The organism is Eubacteriales bacterium mix99 (genome assembly GCA_038396605.1).
Lineage (GTDB): Bacteria > Bacillota > Clostridia > Caldicoprobacterales > DTU083 > UBA4874.
This window is the reverse complement of record CP121690.1, coordinates 1809533-1827959: the sequence shown is the minus strand read 5'-3', so window position 1 is coordinate 1827959 and position 18427 is coordinate 1809533. Positions and strand designations below refer to the sequence as shown.

Annotated in this window: 17 protein-coding genes; 6 read left to right on the top strand and 11 right to left on the bottom strand. The window is 49.5% G+C overall.

Going from position 1 to position 18427, the window contains the following annotated elements:
• Positions 1-21: 21 nt before the first annotated feature.
• On the bottom strand, positions 22-771 hold the full coding sequence (locus tag QBE55_08045; GenBank protein WZL77524.1) for a VTT domain-containing protein: 750 nt from the start codon (positions 769-771) through the stop codon (positions 22-24).
• A gap of 416 nt (positions 772-1187) precedes the next feature.
• On the opposite strand from QBE55_08045, the gene QBE55_08040 reads away from it, so the two are divergent.
• On the top strand, positions 1188-4205 hold the full coding sequence (locus QBE55_08040) for an ABC transporter ATP-binding protein/permease (protein ID WZL77523.1): 3018 nt from the start codon (positions 1188-1190) through the stop codon (positions 4203-4205).
• 165 nt (positions 4206-4370) lie between these two features.
• On the opposite strand, the gene QBE55_08035 is transcribed toward QBE55_08040, so the two are convergent.
• From QBE55_08035 to QBE55_08015, 5 genes are all read right to left on the bottom strand, one after another.
• The gene (locus tag QBE55_08035) at positions 4371-5138 is read right to left on the bottom strand and encodes a glucose 1-dehydrogenase (protein ID WZL79897.1); all 768 of its coding nucleotides are present in this window, start codon (positions 5136-5138) and stop codon (positions 4371-4373) included.
• A gap of 145 nt (positions 5139-5283) precedes the next feature.
• A complete protein-coding gene (locus tag QBE55_08030) occupies positions 5284-6906 on the bottom strand; it encodes a recombinase family protein (protein ID WZL77522.1) in 1623 nt (540 codons plus the stop codon).
• A 114-nt stretch (positions 6907-7020) separates the two neighbouring features.
• Entirely contained in the window at positions 7021-7239 is a 219-nt protein-coding gene (locus QBE55_08025; protein WZL77521.1) for a hypothetical protein, read from the bottom strand.
• 550 nt (positions 7240-7789) lie between these two features.
• Entirely contained in the window at positions 7790-8113 is a 324-nt protein-coding gene (locus QBE55_08020; GenBank protein WZL77520.1) for a helix-turn-helix domain-containing protein, read from the bottom strand.
• Positions 8114-8637: 524 nt separating this feature from the next.
• The gene (locus QBE55_08015) at positions 8638-8949 is read right to left on the bottom strand and encodes a hypothetical protein (GenBank protein ID WZL77519.1); all 312 of its coding nucleotides are present in this window, start codon (positions 8947-8949) and stop codon (positions 8638-8640) included.
• Between QBE55_08015 and QBE55_08010 the strand changes: the two genes are divergently transcribed.
• From QBE55_08010 to QBE55_07995, 4 genes are all read left to right on the top strand, one after another.
• Positions 8909-9190 carry a hypothetical protein gene (locus QBE55_08010; protein ID WZL77518.1) on the top strand — a complete coding sequence of 94 codons (282 nt, stop codon included), beginning with the start codon at positions 8909-8911 and terminating at the stop codon, positions 9188-9190. The two genes, QBE55_08015 and QBE55_08010, sit on opposite strands and share 41 nt — an antisense overlap.
• 324 nt (positions 9191-9514) lie before the next feature.
• A complete protein-coding gene (locus tag QBE55_08005) occupies positions 9515-10003 on the top strand; it encodes a MarR family transcriptional regulator (GenBank protein ID WZL77517.1) in 489 nt (162 codons plus the stop codon).
• Positions 9984-11744: an ABC transporter ATP-binding protein gene (locus tag QBE55_08000; GenBank protein ID WZL77516.1), complete on the top strand. Its 1761-nt coding sequence runs from the start codon at positions 9984-9986 to the stop codon at positions 11742-11744. The genes QBE55_08005 and QBE55_08000 overlap by 20 nt, the downstream gene beginning before the upstream one ends.
• Positions 11734-13386: an ABC transporter ATP-binding protein gene (locus QBE55_07995; protein WZL77515.1), complete on the top strand. Its 1653-nt coding sequence runs from the start codon at positions 11734-11736 to the stop codon at positions 13384-13386. Before QBE55_08000 ends, QBE55_07995 begins: the two co-directional genes overlap by 11 nt.
• Positions 13387-13521: 135 nt before the next feature.
• Here QBE55_07995 and QBE55_07990 read toward each other — a convergent pair whose 3' ends face one another.
• Together QBE55_07990 and QBE55_07985 are read right to left on the bottom strand one after the other, a co-directional pair.
• Positions 13522-13782, bottom strand: a complete 261-nt coding sequence (locus tag QBE55_07990; GenBank protein ID WZL77514.1) for a hypothetical protein — start codon at positions 13780-13782, stop codon at positions 13522-13524.
• Between the two features lie 86 nt (positions 13783-13868).
• Positions 13869-14873: a GGDEF domain-containing protein gene (locus QBE55_07985; protein ID WZL77513.1), complete on the bottom strand. Its 1005-nt coding sequence runs from the start codon at positions 14871-14873 to the stop codon at positions 13869-13871.
• Positions 14874-15009: 136 nt separating this feature from the next.
• Between QBE55_07985 and QBE55_07980 the strand changes: the two genes are divergently transcribed.
• Positions 15010-15261, top strand: a complete 252-nt coding sequence (locus QBE55_07980) for a helix-turn-helix transcriptional regulator (GenBank protein WZL77512.1) — start codon at positions 15010-15012, stop codon at positions 15259-15261.
• A 270-nt stretch (positions 15262-15531) separates the two neighbouring features.
• Here the strand turns inward: QBE55_07980 and vsr are convergent, their stop codons facing one another.
• From vsr to drmB, 3 genes are all read right to left on the bottom strand, one after another.
• Complete coding sequence (gene vsr / locus QBE55_07975) at positions 15532-15924, bottom strand: DNA mismatch endonuclease Vsr (protein WZL77511.1); 393 nt, start codon at positions 15922-15924, stop codon at positions 15532-15534.
• Positions 15925-16034: 110 nt separating this feature from the next.
• Positions 16035-16694: a phospholipase D-like domain-containing protein gene (locus QBE55_07970; protein ID WZL77510.1), complete on the bottom strand. Its 660-nt coding sequence runs from the start codon at positions 16692-16694 to the stop codon at positions 16035-16037.
• Positions 16676-18427, bottom strand: coding sequence for a DrmB family protein (gene drmB / locus QBE55_07965; GenBank protein WZL77509.1), 1752 nt, complete (start codon positions 18425-18427; stop codon positions 16676-16678). Before drmB ends, QBE55_07970 begins: the two co-directional genes overlap by 19 nt.

Here is an 18427-nt window from a genome sequence, read left to right as displayed (position 1 = left end):
TCAGCGATAAATTCTTCACTCTTATGATTCCGACTTCCTGTCCTGAACCATCTCAGCCGTCTCCTCCTGTACTTCCTTTTGTCGATTCCCGGAAAGCTTTTTGCAGACGCAGACTCCGATCAGACTGATGGCTCCGGTAATCGCATAAACAATCAATGCTATCCTGTAGTTTTTTACTCCCAATGCATTGCCTGTAATGGTGGAGGTAACAATGGAAGGAATCCGGGCAACAGAGGAGAGACCAAGAAAGGTTGTCAGCTTGATGGGAGTCAATCCAACAAAGTATGTAATCACATCTTTTGGCGTGCCCGGAATAAAAAACAGGAAAAAAACCAGAAGATTCAGGTGATTGCTGGACTTCATAAACCACATGGAATCTATTCTTTCTTTCCCGACGATGGTTTCTGCCATTTTCAATCCGAATCGCCTCGTAAACAGAAAGATCATGATCGAACCCAGTGCCATGCCCACCAGGCACAACAACGTGCCTTCCAGAATACCGAAAGCATAACCTGCGCCAACTTCCAGCGGTTCCCCCGGAATCAGGGCAAACAGCACCTGCAAAATCACCATGCCGACAAAGACCAGTCTTCCCAGCACACCATGCCGGTCGACCCAGCTGCGAAACTGCCTTGGATCGGAAAAGGTGCTGGTAATCGGCTTCCACAGTAGTATGGTAGATACCACAAAAAAAGCAATCACCGCTACAACCGAAACTATTCGGACAGCCTTTCTGTGATTTCTGTATTTTATTTTGTCCAACGTATCCAATACTTCCCTTTCCTCCTGTTCCGGTTTCCCTTTATTATAACTGAAAACCTGAAATATCGCCAGAGATTCCTGAAATCTCTCCTTGCTTTTTAGTCTTTACGTGTACCATCCCACTATGCCCAATACGCAAATTTTTCTTAAAATGCAGGGGGTGTCCCATACAGGCAGGCTCGCAGCCCTAATTCCGCAGGTTTCGTGGCTCAGGAAGGTTGCGTATTGATTAAATGCGGAATTTTGAGTATAATAACCTACAATGGCTTTATGTCCGGGAAGGCGTTTCGTCAGCTGGCTTTGCCGCTGATTTTTAAAGCGTATCCTGCTAATATTGTGATACGCTGCGTTCATACATAGGGGAGATGTAGAGAAGGCAGCGACTTTTCCGATGCAAAAAAAACAAAAGGAGCGAAATCTACCTTATGTTGGAACTCAAGAACATCAAAAAAGATTACCCGGCCGGAGACGACGCAGTACATGCGCTGAAAGGAATCTCGTCAAAATTCCGCGAAAATGAATTTGTTTGTATTCTCGGACCATCCGGCTGCGGAAAAACAACCATGCTGAATATTATTGGTGGCCTCGATCAATATACCGAGGGCGATCTGATCATCAACGGAAAATCCACCCGGGACTTTACCGACCGGGAGTGGGACTCCTATCGAAATGAATCCATCGGTTTTGTATTCCAGAACTATAATCTGATCCCGCATCAAACGGTCCTGCAGAATGTGGAACTGGCACTGACGCTGTCCGGGGTGTCCAGGGAAGAGCGAAGGGACCGCGCCACAAAGGTTCTCAATGATGTCGGCCTGGGCGATCAATTGAACAAAAGGCCCAATGAGCTGTCCGGAGGACAGATGCAGCGTGTGGCCATTGCCCGCGCCCTGGTCAACAACCCGGATATTATCCTTGCAGATGAGCCCACCGGCGCTCTCGATACCACCACCAGTGTCCAGGTGATGGATGTATTGAAGGATATATCGGAGGACCGGCTGGTTATCATGGTTACGCACAATGCAAGCCTTGCTGACCGGTATGCCTCTCGTATCATCCGGATGCTGGACGGTCAGATCACCGACGACAATGTCCCGTTTACGGATGACGAATATCATTTTGCACAGGCAAAAGACCAAAAAAAGAACGAAAAAACAGCAAAGAAGAGAAAAAAGAAAACTTCCATGTCCCTGGGGACTTCTTTTTCCCTATCCCTGAAAAATCTGATGACAAAAAAGGGCCGGACGATCCTGACTTCATTTGCCGGCAGTATCGGCATTATCGGCATCGCATTGATCCTGGCCTTATCCCAGGGATTTACTGCTTACATTGATTATGTACAGGAGAACACTCTATCCTCCTATCCGCTGACCATTGAATCCTCTGTGGCGGATTTGGGATCCCTGATGGATACGGTCATCAAGGCAAAAGACAAAAAGCCCAATCATAAACTGGATGCGGTCTATCCAAATCCCATCACATATGATCTGGTCAATTCCCTCAGCGACATGGAGACAAGGGAAAATGACCTGAAGTCCTTTCGATCCTGGCTGGAAAAGGAAAAAAGCGATGCAGCAGGTACATCCGGCCTTCATGATGCGGTCAGCGGAATCAAGTACACATACGATATGGATTTCCTGACGTATACGAAAGAATCGGACGGCACCATTCTCCGTTCCGATCCGACCGAGCTGCTGAATAATCTGGTGGAAGAAAACATGAACATCGATATGTCTTCCATGACAGAGAACAGGGATAACATTCCCATGGCTCAGATGGGTGCCATGCCCGGCAACAGACTGAACATGTGGGAGGAAATGCTTCCCGGTGAAAACGGCAAACTGACCAGCGGTCTTTTGGAAAGCCAGTATGATCTGGTCTACGGTTCCTGGCCGAAGCACTATAACGAAATTGTGCTTGTCCTGGACAAGAATAACGAATTGGACGACCTGACACTGTATGCCCTTGGCCTGGAATCCACCGAAAACATGACGAAGATTATGAAAGCTGCCATGAACGGAGAAAAAGTGAAATCCGAGAGCAAAAAATGGACATACAGGGAAATCTGCGATATGGATTTCAGGGTGGTACTGAACGCCGACCGGTATGGTTATGATGATGCAACCGGCCTGTACAAGGACCTTTCGGACACCGATACCGGTATGAACTATCTGTATGACAACGGTATCGATCTGAAAGTCTGCGGTATTATCCGTCCGGATAAGGATGCTCTGGCTTCCATGCTGACAGGGTCCATTGGTTATACGGATAAGCTGACGAAATATGTCATTGAGCACTCCAATGCCACGGACGCCGTAAAAACCCAGCTGTCAGACAAAGCAAAAGATATATTCACCGGTCTTCCTTTCAAGGCCGAGGATACGGAGCTCACAAGCGGGGAGAAGGATGCCAGGTTCCGGGAATACGCCGGATCTTTGCCCATAGCGGAAAAAGCAAAGCTCTATACCAATATCATGAGTACCCCGACGGATGAATATCTGCAGTCGCAGATGGAGAAATACATGCAGGGCAAAACACGGGAAGACCTGGAAAAGACCATGACGGATGCGTATTCTCAACAAGCAGGCATGAACCAGGAAAAAGCACAGGATTACATCCACTCCCTGGACGATGAAACGCTGAACAAATATTTCAGGGAAGCTATGGAAAAACAGATTTCCGGGCAATATGCCAAAGGGGCGGAGCAGAAGCTGGCAGCCATGACACCGGAGCAGCTTGCCGCCGCTCTGGATGCTGCACTGCCTTCCTATACACCGGCTCAGACCGCTGCCTATTATGATAAGTTTCTGCCTGCAGAATTCTCGGATTCCACACTGGACGATAATCTGAAGAATCTCGGATACGTGAACCTGGACACCCCGTCCTCCATCAACCTGTATGCCTCCACCTTTGAAGCGAAGGATACCATCGCGGACGCAATCAAGGCATACAATAAATCCGTGGATGAGATGAAGCAGATCACTTATACGGATATTGTCGGCTTGATGATGTCTTCCATAAACACCATCATCAATACCATTTCGTATGTCCTGATTGCTTTCGTTGCCATTTCCCTGATTGTTTCCTCTATCATGATCGGCGTCATTACACTGATTTCCGTTCAGGAACGGACCAAGGAAATCGGCATCCTCCGTGCCATTGGCGCATCGAAGCGGAACGTGTCCAGCCTGTTCAATGCGGAAACCATGATCATCGGATTTTCCTCAGGAGTTCTGGGAATCCTGGTGACCTATGCGCTTTGTATCCCCATCAATATGATTTTGCACAAGGTAACCGGCATCATGGAGCTCAATGCATTCCTGCCATGGCAGGCGGCTCTGATTCTCATCGCCATCAGTGTGGTGCTGACGCTGTTCTCCGGCCTGATCCCCTCCCGTAGCGCTGCGAAGAAGGATCCGGTGGTTGCACTGCGCACCGAATAAACAAATTCAGAAAGAAACCAACACCTCAAATGGGCAGGCGACAGATAAAATCATCTGTTTCCTGCCCATTTTTGATTCTTACACTGCAACTTGCAGCAGTACTGTCAGCATGCCTGCAACAATTGAACCATTCAATAAGCTGCAAGCCTCAGCAGCAACCGCCCATCATGTAATCGAAAAGCCTCCGTCCACGACAATGGCCTGCCCGGTAACATAGCTGGATGCCTCTGAAGACAGGAACAGAATCGTCCCGGACAGTTCCCCTTTTCGTCCCGGCCTGGAAGCAGGGCAAAGGGAATTATACATTTTCATAAAGTCTTTCGCTTTGAACAGGGTATTCTCTGTCATCTCCGATTCAAACAGTCCCGGGCACACTGCGTTTACCGTAATGCCGTACTGCATCAGGGATGCTGCCATGCCAATCGTCAGTCCCATCACGGAGCCCTTTGATGCATTATAGGAATGTCGGACCAGTGGAGCCGGCTTGTCCCCCAGGATTGCATTCACAGAGGCGACATTGACGACTTTGCCATATTTTCTTTCCTTCATGCCGGGTATCACATATTTACTCATCAGATAGGGACCCTTTGCGTTGATGCTCATCACACGATCCCACTGCTCGGCCGGAAGGTCTTCCACCGATCCGCCCACGGCAATTCCGGCATCGTTCAGCAGAATATCGATCTTGCCGAAATGATCCAGTACCGTTTTCACTGCATTTTTAACATTTTCCTCGTTGGAAACATCACATGGCACGGCAATCGCCGTGCCGCCGGCTGCCTCAATTTCTGCCACGACGGATTCCAGCTTTTCCTTTCTCCTGGCCAAAAGAGCCACCTGTGCGCCCTGAGCCGCATAGGCCCTGGCTGCATCGGCCCCCAGTCCGCTGGATGCCCCGGTAACGACGGCTACCTGCCCCGTCAGATCAAACATGTTCATTTCCACACCATCCTTCATCTTTTTATTTCCGTACAGATTTTTTCAATAAAAAAAGCCAGGAAATCGGATGATTCCTGACTTTTTGGTGGACCTGAAGAGATTCGAACTCTCTACCTTGGTATGTTAATAAAACCACAGATTATTGTTCCTTAAAATTAAGTACGGTCATTCCTACAAATTTATAATAAATTTCCACCAGTTGGGTGATATTGCCCTCTGCGTCCTTCTCCCGCTGATGAACGACGATTTTGTCGATCAGCTTATTAAGAATCCGGGCGTCCAGTGCAGTCAGATTTGTGTATTCTTGAATCAGTTTCACGAACTGCTCCGCCTGTTCCTCGCCTTCACGGGCGCTCTGTGCGGCTTTTTCATAGTCCGCGACCGTTTCCTCCAGTGCTTTGTGTTCCTGCTCGTAATCGGCTGACAGGGCGGCGAAGCGCTCGTTTGTGATGGCTCCCGCCGCGTTCTGTTCCAGCAGCTTCTTGAGGATGCCGTCCAGCGCCGCAAGGCGCTTTTTACATTTCTCAGCCTCTTTTTTCCGGCTCTGAAGCTGCTTGACGCTCTGCTCGGCTTTGGCCTCCTTGAGCGTTTTCAGATACTGCCCATGGTAAAAATACGCATACCGGGCCTGCCTGCGGATATCGTCCAGAACAACGGTACTGAGCTGATCCAGGGTGATGTAGTGGCTGGAACAGTATTCCTTGCCGTGGCGCATGTAATACCAGCATTTGTACTGTCCGCCGTCCGGCTTTGTCTTGCGATGAACGGCCGAGAAGGAAAGGGCGCTGCCACAGTCTGAGCAGTGGAGGAGTCCCGCGAACATCTGCGGCTCTCCATCCTTTTGCGCTCTGCGTCTGGATTCCATCTGTTTATGAACAATTTCCCATTGCTCCGCGCTGACCAGCGGCTCATGCGTATGTTCCACCACAATCCAATCCTCCCTGGCTTTTTTCTCCGTTTTCCCGTTCATGACCTTGCTGCCCACCCGGTTGTGGGCGACGCAGCCCAGATAGACGGGATTGTTCAGGATGGACTGGATGGACGTCACATGCCACTGCGTACCCTGTTTCCAGTAGTCGCTGTGATAATAGTCCGGGTTTTTCTGGTTGAAGTAGGTCAGCGGATTAGGGATGCCCTCGACGTGGAGCGTTCGGGCAATCTTGTTATAGCCCGCCCCGTGGGCCGCCATGTCAAAAATGCGCTGGACGATCGCCGCCGCATCCTCGTCTACAATCAGGTGATGCCGGTCGGCGGGATCTTTGACGTACCCGTAAGGAGCTTTGGCGGCAAGGTACATCCCCTGTTTGGCGCGGGCTTTTTTCGCGTCCCTGGTTTTGGTGGAAATATCACGGGCGTAGAAGTCGTTCATCATGTTCAAAATTGGAACGCTCAGATTGTAAGCTCCGTTGGCGCTGTCCACCGAGTTGCCAGGCGCGATGAACCGGATGTTTTTACGGATAAAGTAATTATCCAGGTACATTCCGGACTCATAATAGTTTCGGCCGAAACGGCTCAGATCCTTGCAGATCACGGTATTGATGGTTCCGGATTCGATGGCATCCAGCATTCGCCGGAAATCCGGGCGGTCGAATGAAGTTCCGCTCACTCCGTCGTCAATAAAGTAATCCACGATATGAAATCCGTGCTGATGGCAGTAGTCCGTCAGCATTGCTTTCTGGGTTTGGATGCTTTCGCTTTCGTCTGTATCGGGGTCATCTACGGAAAGCCGGCAATAAACGCCGGCGTTGACTGTTGCCTGCATAACGCTCCTTTCCCGGACTCAATATTGCCCCATGTGTCGGGGCCGCCTGTTCGCAACAGCAACCTGTCTGTATGTCCAACATACCACACTCGCGGCCCCAAAGCTATTGAAATATCAGGTCAAATCCGTATTTTTATTCTCGGGTTCGTCCGTCTGTTCCAGATCTTCGATCATCAGCTCGCCCAGTTTCGGGACGATGGTTTCCCAGCCGCAGAAGTGGCTGATTACGCAGAAATTCACTTTATTGATTTCTACGGTATGCGCGGTTTTTTCCACAGGTAAAATCACGCCGTCGACCCTATCCAGCGCTTCTAAAAATTGATTTTTATCCATTGGCTTCTTCCTCCTTATCGTCTCGTCATGGCAAACTTCCAATATATGTCTCATCTGCCGTGATTTCGCCGCAAACGGGCCCTGACCCCGCTCGCAACCCCACAGGATTTTCCGAATTCATGCGGAAATTTCGGCGTCCGTCGGTTCTGCAACCCCGAAGCCAACCCCAAGGGGCATTTTCCGACCCCGCTGAGAAAAGCCCTTCGACCCGCATTGCGGGGCGATGTAAGCCGGAGCGAGGGGCGCTTACGACCCCGCTCCTTTAACCAGCATCATTTTCAACCCCATGGTTCACCTTCAGTATCATCAGAGAAAATAAAAGCGCTCGTTTTCTCGTGCAATAAAGACACCTGAGAGAATTTTGGGCTTTCATCTGCCCCAACGCGAGGCGTTTCCTCTCTCGACGAGAAGCAAATGCCGCCCTTGTATGAATAACGCAACACAGCCGCACACAGGCAGCAACAACGGAGGATTCTCTTTTTTTCTTTCTGATGTTAAAGCTTGTTATACTGGGCAGTTAGCATTCTTCTTATTGTTTCCTATCCGTCTGTCAGACAGGGGATGGTCCACCATGACCCGAGGGACTGTCCGCCAGGCAACTGGCTGCCTGGAACACATAAGTATTGTTGATCTGCCTGCCGCCATTAAAATTATGCTGTACTCTGATTAGTCCGCGAGCTTCGAGCAACTTCAACGCTTTGCTCGCCGAACTGACCGCGATGCCGCAGGCTTCCGCAATGGTACGCTTGCTGGGATAGCACCCCCGTTCCCGGCTGTTACAGCGGAGCAGGTAGCAATAGACATAAAAAGCGATGGGCGGCAGCTTGTACCGGAACACATCGTTGTCCACCATAAAGAAATTTCTACGCTTCATTGAAAATACACATCCTTCCTAATCTGCTTGTACGGATAGCGACAGCAAAACCGTTTTGCCAGCAGGCATGTCTTAAAGGCTCTCCACTGTGTAGGCAGCGGAACCGCACATTTTATAACCATCTGGCTCACTAATTTTGTTTTGATTTGAACTCATCGCTCTTAAACTGGAGAAAGTCTCTCTACTCTTTTACCCGTCGGGATTAAGTGTTGAGCGGTTTTTTTGTGAAAACCAAGAAATTTCAGATAGGCGTACAAACAGTTGGGTAGATAATTGTTAAAAATGTCCATGGTAGAAATTTTTATAGGCTGGTGATGACAATAGGCAACGGAAATGTTAGCCATGATGGTATACGTTTGGCTAAGCAAAAAGTTATGACATCATGGTATACTTTGAGTTTTAAAGTGAGCCATGTTGGTGCATTTCCTTATTGTTTTTCTTTCGCTGGGCGAAAACTTGCACCAAGTTGGTGCAAAAAGGACAACCGAGGCAATTGCCATACCCCGGCTATCTCTCCGGCGTTATTACTTTTCCAAGAGCTTGCATAATTTCTTCAGGATTTTGCTTTTCCGGTAGTGAAACGTCATCGGCGGAATCCCTGTTTCCGCCGACAACTGGCGTTCGCCTTTGTTATGGAAAAACAGTTCACGAATCAAACTCCGCTCTTCCAATGGAAGTGTTCGAATACAAGCCATCATCCGTTCGATCATCACAGCGGTTATCTCCCTTTGCGTGATCTGATTGTCGTTGAGATATAAAATCATAACATAATAGATGCTTGTCAGCAGCGTCCCGATGAGGCTCGGCACACCAAATACCTTTGATATCGTCGCCAATCTCACCTCCAAGGATAAAAAGCAAAAAGAGCTCCGCCGCCAGTATTGCCTGGACGGCGGAGCCATGGTGAAGCCGCGCGAGATGCTGCGGCAGTTTTATGAGGAGAACTATACCCATCAGGAGCAGTTCCGCTCCGCTTGGGAGGCGCTGAATAAGGCGGAGAAGAAAAGCTGGGCAGATCGCCAGGCATACGAGCAGGCCAAAGCGGATTTATTTGTCTTGGCTGGATGGTCAACTTAGCTACGCAAAGCAGATTCATATTGATAATGACAGCTGTATGGAAGAATCTTGAAGTGCAAGAGAGGGAGCGGCAATGACCAACTCCTCATTTTGCTTCTGCATAGCTCATAATGTCGATCTTGTTTCCGCCTTCGTACATATACTTGGCATAAATGACTATATTCTCGCCGCTAACCTTATTTTTTAATTTCTTTCGCCTCTATCTCATTTCTGGGCGTTTCGCGACTCTATCTTTATTGTAGTAATTCATTGACATGAAATAATAGATGTAGTATCATATATTTAGTTGATACTACATCTATTATTAGGCGGGAAGTGTGAAGGATGGACAGTACAAGGCGGCAAATAACAAAAATTGCGCGCGAGGTAAGTAAATTTACCGTGCGAATGCTGAAAACAGACGGCGTCGGCACGGCGGAATATGATTTTATCCATGCGGTGCGGAAAAACCCCGGCATCACTCAGGCGGCGCTGCGGGAGCTTCTCACACTGGACAAGGGTGCGGCCGCGCGCCGCGCGGCGAGCCTGGAGACGAAGGGATATCTCATCCGCAAGCCCAACCCGGAGGATGGGCGCAGTCAGCTTCTATACGCGACGGAAAAGGCGGACAGCCTGAAAAGCTCCAAAGCCTCCGTGGAGGCGCTGTATTACGAATGGCTGGAAGAAGCTCTCACCCCGGAGGACAACGAGGAATTCTGCCGTATTCTGAATATGCTCTACGCCCGTTCCAAGGCCGAGAGCAAGGCGGGCTTTCCAAACCTGACCCGGCGGTTTTTGGAGGGGACGGGCAAAAATGAGCCATCAGCGGATTGAAAAGGTCCCGCAGCCGGACCGCGTCTGGTCCTACTTCCGATTAGAAGCAAGGCCGCTTGCACTTGTTACGGTCTCTGGCATTCTCTATAACGTGGGAATGGTGGCAGGGCCATATTTCGAGGGACAGCTTGCGCAGTGCCTCTTTGATATCATGAAGGGTTACAGGACTGTGTCCGCCATGGTATCACTGGCGGCGTTGTATGTCTCCGTGATCCTGTTCGTGCAAGCCATGCGGGCGGTCAAACGCTTCGGTGTGCGCCGGTTCGCCAACGACACGAGCCGCAATATGCGCCATATGCTTTACAACAGTCTTGTTCACATGAGCCGGGAGGAACTGGAAAAAGAAGAACTTGGTTCTGTCATGACGAAAGCTGTGGCAGACGTGGACGCATGCGTGGAGGGAATGCGAAAATTCACAACCGAGGTCTTTGACACCGGCGTGGTACTTGTGGCGTATACTGTCATGCTGTTTTCTTACGATTGGCGTCTGGCACTGCTCTCTTGCGCGTTTACGCCCTTCGCCTACCTCATCGCCGGGTACCTGAAGGGACGGGTTGCTCAAAGCAGCGCCTCCTACAAGAAAAGTGCCGGCCGCTTAAACGGGGCCACGATGGATCGCGTCTCCAACGCCGTGACCTATAGGGTCTACGGCTGTGAGCAGAACCGGGACGCCGCTTACGAGGCGCGGTTGGGCGATTACGAAAAACGCGCTGTTGCGGCCAATCTCTGGGAAAACACAATGCAGCCGCTCTACAACATCATATCCATGTGCGGCGCTGTGCTGATTTTGTATCTGGGCGCGCGGAACGTGCTGGGCACGGGGTGGAAAAGCTGGGACATCGCCGCTTTCACCACCTTTCTCTCCTGCTTCACAAAAATGGCTCTCAAATCCTCTCATGCGGCCAAGCTTTTCAATGCCGTCCAGAAGGCCCAGGTGTCCTGGGCACGCATCAAGCCGCTGATGAAAGCGTACATAGGGCCGGACGCCGTATCCCAGCCGGATACCGCAAAGTCCGCAGCGTTGACGCTTTCCGGCGTATCCGTGGGCTGGCCGGATGGAGAAACCGTACTGAGGGACATTTCCTTTTCTGCCCGCCCGGGACAGATCATTGGAGTAACGGGGCCTGTGGCCTGCGGAAAATCCACGCTGGGAAAGGCATTTATCGGTGAAGCCCCTTACTGCGGCAGCATCCGCGTGGCCGGGCGGGAGCTCAGGGATCTGAGTCCCTGCGAGCGCAGCCGTCTGATCTCCTATATGGGGCACGAGCCGGAACTGATCAGCGACACGCTGGCGGAGAATATCCAGTTGGGAGAGCCGGGAGAAATTGAACCGTTTTTGCGGACGGTGTGCTTGGATGAAGAGGTGCGGCAGATGCCGCAGGGTGCCGACACGCCGGTGGGCAGCGGCGGCGTGCGTCTGTCCGGTGGGCAGCAGGCCCGCGCGGCGCTGGCTCGGACGCTGTACAATGCCCGGAGCATTCTTGTATTGGACGATCCATTCTCCGCTGTGGATCGAGGCACGGAGCTAACCATACTGAAAAATCTGAGGACTTTGGCGGAGGATAAAATTGTGATTCTGTTCTCCCACCGACTGTATCAATTCCCCACATTTGACCGGGTGCTGTTTTTGCGCTGCGGCAGGGGCGTTTTCTCCACCCATGAGAAACTCCTGCGGGAGAATTCCGATTATGCAAAGCTTTATTCGGAACAGGTGAATGGGGGTGGCGGACATGAAGCATGAAAAATGCCTCGGTACGGTGCTGCGTCGGGTCATTGCCGCCAGCACGATGACGAGTATTTTGACCGTACTCGTCATCGTGCTGGCCGTGGTAACGGCCCTGTTCCCGCCGCTTGTCCTTGAGCGGGTGGTCAACAACCTTACGGCAGGTCGTGGAGTTGCTCTGAGTCTGGCGTTTTCCTATCTGGGACTGATCGCCCTGTCCGGCTTGCTGGAATCCGGGCAGAACGTGATGATCACCGTATTCGGTCAGAAAGTCACCCACGGCCTGCGCAGCGCGCTCTGCGCCAAACTCCGCCGTTTGCCTGCGGCCTATTTCACCTCCCACGAAGCCGGTAAAATTGCCTCCCGCTTCGTGAACGACGTGGACACGGTGGACTCTCTCTTTACGGACGGGATTGTCAGTATGTTTGCCGACGGGTGTAAGGTGGTCAGCATTCTGATCGTGATTTTTTATAAGAGCATGGGGCTTGGCTTTCTGATGCTGCTGGTTACGCCATTGCTCTTTGCCATGACGCGCCTGTTCCAGAAGCGGATGCTGAAAGCACAGCTTGAAAACCGTGTAGCTGTGAGCAAGGTGAACAATCATGTGCCCGAGACAATTCGCAATATCCGTATGATCCATGTGCTGCTTCGGGAAAAGTACATGGAACAGCGCTACGACGATTACATCGGCGAGAGCTACCGCGCAACGGACAAATCCAATCTCTATGATTCCATCTATTCGCCTATCGTCATTTTTGTCAGCTCCTGCGTCATTGCCGTAATGATGGTTTGCGCCTCTATGGGAGGGGGAATCCGAGAGTTCTTCGGCATCAGCGTGGGCACGGCGGTAGCTGTGATTGCCTATGTAGGCCAGGTGTTTGCACCGCTCGAAAGCCTCGGCATGGAAATTCAGAACATCCAGTCCGCCGTGGCCGGAGTGAAACGGATCGACGAGTTTCTGGCCGAGCCGGAGCGGGAGATGCCGGACGATTCCAACGCAGGAAAAAGCTCAGACGCGGTCCCCATCGTCCGCTTCGACCATGTTCGTTTCGGGTATGGCGAGGACAGCGATGTGCTGCAAAATCTGAGCTTCACAGTAAGCAAAGGAGAAGCGGTTACGTTTGTCGGCAGGACAGGCGCGGGCAAGAGCACCGTCTTCCGTCTGCTGCTGGGGCTGTACCGGCCGCTTGAAGGGCGGGTGCTTATTAAAGGATCGGGGGCTTCCGGCATTCCGGACGAAAAAAAGCGTCGTCTAATCGGCTATGTGGAGCAGTCCTTCCATCTGGTAGAGGGCACGGTTGCGGAGCAGATTTCGCTGTTTGACCCAGCCGTTGCTCGAAAGCAGGTTGAAAATGCGGCCAAACTGGTGGGACTGCATGAAAGTATCCTTGCCCTCCCGGACGGATACGATACGCCCGCTTCGGAAGCTGCCTTTTCGCAGGGGCAGTTCCAGCTTCTCTCTATCGCGCGGGCCATTGCGGCCTCGCCGGAGATTCTGCTGCTGGATGAGATCACAGCAAATCTCGACAGCGATACGGAACAGCGCGTGCTGGATGCGCTGGAGCGCGCCGCCGAGGGCCGGACAGTGCTCTCCATTTCCCACCGTCTGCAGGAGCATGTCAACGGTCAGCGGATAATCCGGATCGGCGGCCAGTTGTAACCGCTTGAGAAATCAGGCCCTATTTGCCACTTAAGTCCTATGTGATATGGTAACTGCTCTTTTCTCTTATATAGTCGCTCTCATAAGGCAGAGGAAAAAAGCTGGGTGGATTGTCAGGCATACGAGCAGGTCAAATCAGATTATTTTCTTGCGTCTTACCATCTCGGAAATATATAGAATCAGTTCTTCAGGCGTGGGTATATCTTTTTCGCATGGGACAGCGTCCCAAAACGCCTTGACCTTCGGATCGGTGCTGCATAAGCCATTCAGCATGGCAATTTGCATCTGCTTTCTTACATATTCCGTTGAAACACCGTCACGCTCGGCGATTTTCCTGATGGCGTTTTCCGCTACGATCCGCTTTGCTGTTTTGCTTCCGCTCTTTTTCTTACCCACGCTTCCAACCTCACTATAATTTATTTGGCATAGCCGTTTTATCAGACATCTTTGCGCGTAATGAAGGCCGCGGCTCCGGCAGCCTATCAGTTTTCAGCATCCCCGCTGGTCGTGCTTGCCGATAATACGCCTACAGAAAATGACGTCTCCACAGGCACCCCGATTTGTATCAGTTTATCGTGAAAAGAAATGCAGTTTCTTCCGGCTCTCTTGGCACGGTACAGCGCTTTATCCACGGCTTTATAAAGATCGACCAGCAAATCGTCCGGTTGTGGTGTATTCGTTGCAACGCCTATGCTGACAGATAAAAAATCGCCTGGATTGTTTTCCGAGGCTGTTGTGACTTTCAAATTGATAATGGATGAGGAAAGGGATTGTGCCATTTCCAAAATACGATCATCGTTTACTTCCGAAAGGAAAATTAAGAACTCATCTCCGCCGATTCTGCTTATAATGTCCGTTTCCCTCCTGAAGCAGCTTTTTACGCTGTCCGCCACCTGCCTTAAGATGTTGTCACCCTCCGGGTGCCCAAAGGTGTCATTGTAGCTTTTGAAATAATCAATATCCGCAAGGATGACGCCAACTTTCTTCTTATCCCGCTTGCAAAGAGCCCAGGCGGTTCCTGCCGCCTGCTCCAAACCGTTGCGGTTTAGCAGGTGCGTTAAGGCATCCGTTGTTGCCTCCGTTTTCAGACGGTTTATCTCCTCAATTTCGTTCGTAAAGGAACGGGTGACGGCCTTACCGGTTATGCTGGCGGTGAAAACTGTCCCGACATTGGTCAGCAGAAGAATTAAAAACAGTTCAAAGCGTATTTGGCCCAAGCCAAGCAAGACCGCCGGGATGCCTGTTGTCACGATGAGCAATAATAACAAGTCCCGGAATGAGATCACGAAAGCCGCGCCGCATAGTAAAAAAATGGCGGAGCAGAACACGGTCAGGCAGACAGGCAGCGCTTCCGCCTCAGCCGCTGGGGAAAAAATCAATATGCCAATAAATATGATAAAAGCAAAGAGCAATCCGGCCCTCTGCTTATTGAAAGCCTTTATCTTGTCTTTCACTTGCTGCTCTGTCCGGATTTCACGATCTGCCATGATGTACTCCTGTTTTCATTATTATTTGTCGTAACTTGCAGTATTACTACAATATTATACCTCTATACTGCGTATGATTGCAACTCTCTATTGGATAAAATATAAGAGAAGATTTTATCTGATTGGAGGGATTGCTGTGCCCCCAATTAACAGCAAATCATACACAGAGGAAGAAAAGCAATTTCTTAAAAATATCGGTTTCAAAATTCAATTTTTCAGAAAGCAGCGGGGCCTCAGCCAAAATGAACTTGCTGAAAAAGCTGATTTAAGCTATACCACGATCAGTCATATTGAAAGTACATCTTCCTATGGCATGTCCATCATTGCTATCTACAAGATTGCGAAGGCTCTGGATGTTGATCCGAGCCAATTACTTCTGTTCAAGTAAATGCAAGGCGTATGACGCTATTCCGAATTGATTTGAGAACAGGAGGATACCGGCCAAAGTTGTACGCGAGTCATCAATCGGCTGTGCATAGCATTTTTTATAATCCGTTTTTCTTCCGCAATACAGAACAGGCGCTCAACCCGGCTTGCTTTGCCGGCGTTGAACGCCTGTTAACGATTGTAAGAGGTAATCGTTAATGGTTGCTATTTCGGATAATCGTTAAAAGGCAACCCAGTCCGTCTTCTGCCAGAACGGCAGGGTTTAGATAATTCAAAATCTGTGACATTCTTCGATTTCTTCCACAAGAGCAGCAAGCCGTTCCTCTCGTTTCTCCTTGTTTGAAAGTTCACACTCCCATACCACAATTACGTGCCAGCCCATATCTTCAAGCTGCTGTTTTTCAGCCTTGTCACGCCTGACATTTTTTTCAAACTTATCAGCCCAGAACCCCCTGTTTGTTTCGGGAATCCGGGCAGCCTTGCATCCGGGGTGCTGATGCCAGAAACATCCGTGTACTAAGACAATGGTATGGTATTTCGGCAGTACGATATCCGGCTTGCCGGGATAGCGCTTGTCATTTTTTCTATATCTATATCCCTGTGCAAACAGATATTTCCTGATAAGTTCCTCCGGCTTGGTATTCTTACCTCTGATACGTGACATATTATAACTTCGTTGCTTTTTTGTCATGACATCCGGCATATGATCACCCGCTTCAAAATTTTTGCATGGCTGTTCAGCGATTGCAAACAGGAATCGCTGACATATACCAGTTAAACCTCATTAAACACTTTCGCAAAAATAAGCTTCGTGAAAACATCATCTATCTGTTTCGTTATGTTTTTCGATTCGACTAAAGTACCAAGTTCTATATTCCCCTGTTGACCGTGGTAGGATAAATTTGCTGATGTGATCAGTGCTTTTTCCTGATCCACGGATATCACCTTGGCATGAAGGGCAGCCATGGGATCCTCGGACTGACGATAGTTGTATATTTTCAGAAAATGACCTTTATATCGTAATATCTTGTCAAACCCTATCTGGTTCTCTATATCGTTTACATAAAACTTTATAAAAACACCGCTTTGGCTTTTCTGAATTATTGTATCAACAATGTCGGAAAAGTACGATGACATGGAATATCCTGTAATCAGGATATTCCTGTTGGCACTGTTTATCATCGACTGAACGACATTCATAGTAGTTCTCGCTTTTATTGCAAATGACGGTGGAGCGGTAACCACAAGCGATACTTTGTCGGTATCATTTGTATTCATGGCACTTGCTATGAGTCCGGCGATATCACTGCATTGTTCATTTGTCAATGCGGGAAAACTTCTCTTCAAAAGTGTGATTGAATTTGAAGTTCCGTTATTGGCATCACCCTTTATAGTGTTCAGCAGTATTTCCCTGCTTATATTTCCACTTGACATAGTTCATTCACCAATTCCTTAAAGTATGCGCATTCTTCACGACCGGGGATAGGAACGACAAAACCACGGTCAAGCATTCTGTTCCCGTTCTCACAGGCAGTTTCGGAAATCATGCAACAGGAATGGCACGCTGCACCATTGGAGTCTTTTCCTGCAGGAAGATTGTTCATACACTCCGGGTCGTTAGTGCATACAAGTGCTTCTTGGAACGCACCTCTCATCAGGCTGGTCATCTGGTCGATGTTTCCAAGTTCAACCAAACCGCCTAATGAGCCTTCCTTATCAGAACTCCCGGTATACAAGAGAACGCCGGACATTTTATCTCCGAAATAGATTCTTTCTCTGATCGCCGATGAGGAGTACCCTGAAGACATGGACATCTGCTTTATCATAAGGTGAGCAAATGTATGCATCAGCACATACACTGCATTTCTAAGTACGGTAACCGTCCATCCCTTGGATTCGCAGAATTCTTTGTATGAATCGGAATATTTCTGAGAGAGTGCTTTTACCTTATCTGAATTCAGCCACTGGACAAGGGTATCCTTATTAAACTCTATAAAGATTCCCTCACCATTGACTTCGGCAGCTGGAAGCCAGCGTTCTGTTCTTCCTTTGCTGAGATATACGATATTTGCCTGTTCATCGGCATCTGGATCTGGAGCGTCCACTCTTGTAAATCCGAGTAGCACCCTGACTTCACGAAGCCGGGTGATGCGCACAATCCTGCTGAAGTATTTCTGCAAATATCCGGGCAGAGGGTCTTCCTCAGCTTTGAAATGCTTCTTGTTCGATTCATATGCCGGATCATTATGATGCGTAATGGCGTTGTATTCCATCTGCTTGATTTCGGTGAACTCCTTTATATTGCTTAAGCGGCGGGCGAGAGCCTCGTCGAATTCGTCACGTGTGTAAGCGGCAAAATACATCTCGTATATCTTTGTAACACCGTCGTCCCCCATGAGTTGTTTTGCGAGCTCAATATCCCTTAGATGCTCATCAATCATGTTATAAAGCGGATTAATCCACGGAGGAATCGATATGGCACTTCTGCTCACAGCGAAGTAAACATTCGACGCACCTCTCTGAGACGGGATAATCGGCTTGTCGCATCTCTGATTCTTCACATTCGGTCTGAACGGATGATGTCCGGGGCATGTCAAGCCATCAAAATTCTCTCTCTGTGTTGCTCCGCTCATGCTTCGCTTTGCACCGCATGAACATTCGACCCACATATCAGCGAGTGTGGATGTGTTTCCTGTCGAATACATCTTTAATGTACCGTTGCAGTCGGTATCGCCTCTGTGAACCCACCACTTCCAAGGAAAGTCAGACATGTGCCCATTTTCACATATGATAATGAAACGGGATGGATATGCGGGGCGGTGGCATTCAGGGCACGTGACACCGTATTTTAAATACTTGTCAAGGTCAAAATTTTTTCTTGCGTCAAATAGTTTGCCGCATCTTAAATTGGAACAAACATGCCAGTATGGGAATGTCACGACAGGTATATCACCTGAGAAACTTGTACGTGGCATATAGAAGCAGTCTACCCCAAGGTAGGAAGCAAGCCTGCCGTCAATAATCTTTTTTCCTTTTTGTTTCCAGTAGGATATATCCAGTATGGTTACCGAGTCCTTGACGGCATCCACGACCGAGCCAGGACCGAAGGTGGTAATTATCTGATTCGGGCGTAATTCGCCGAGTTTGTTATTATCAAATCCAGTCAT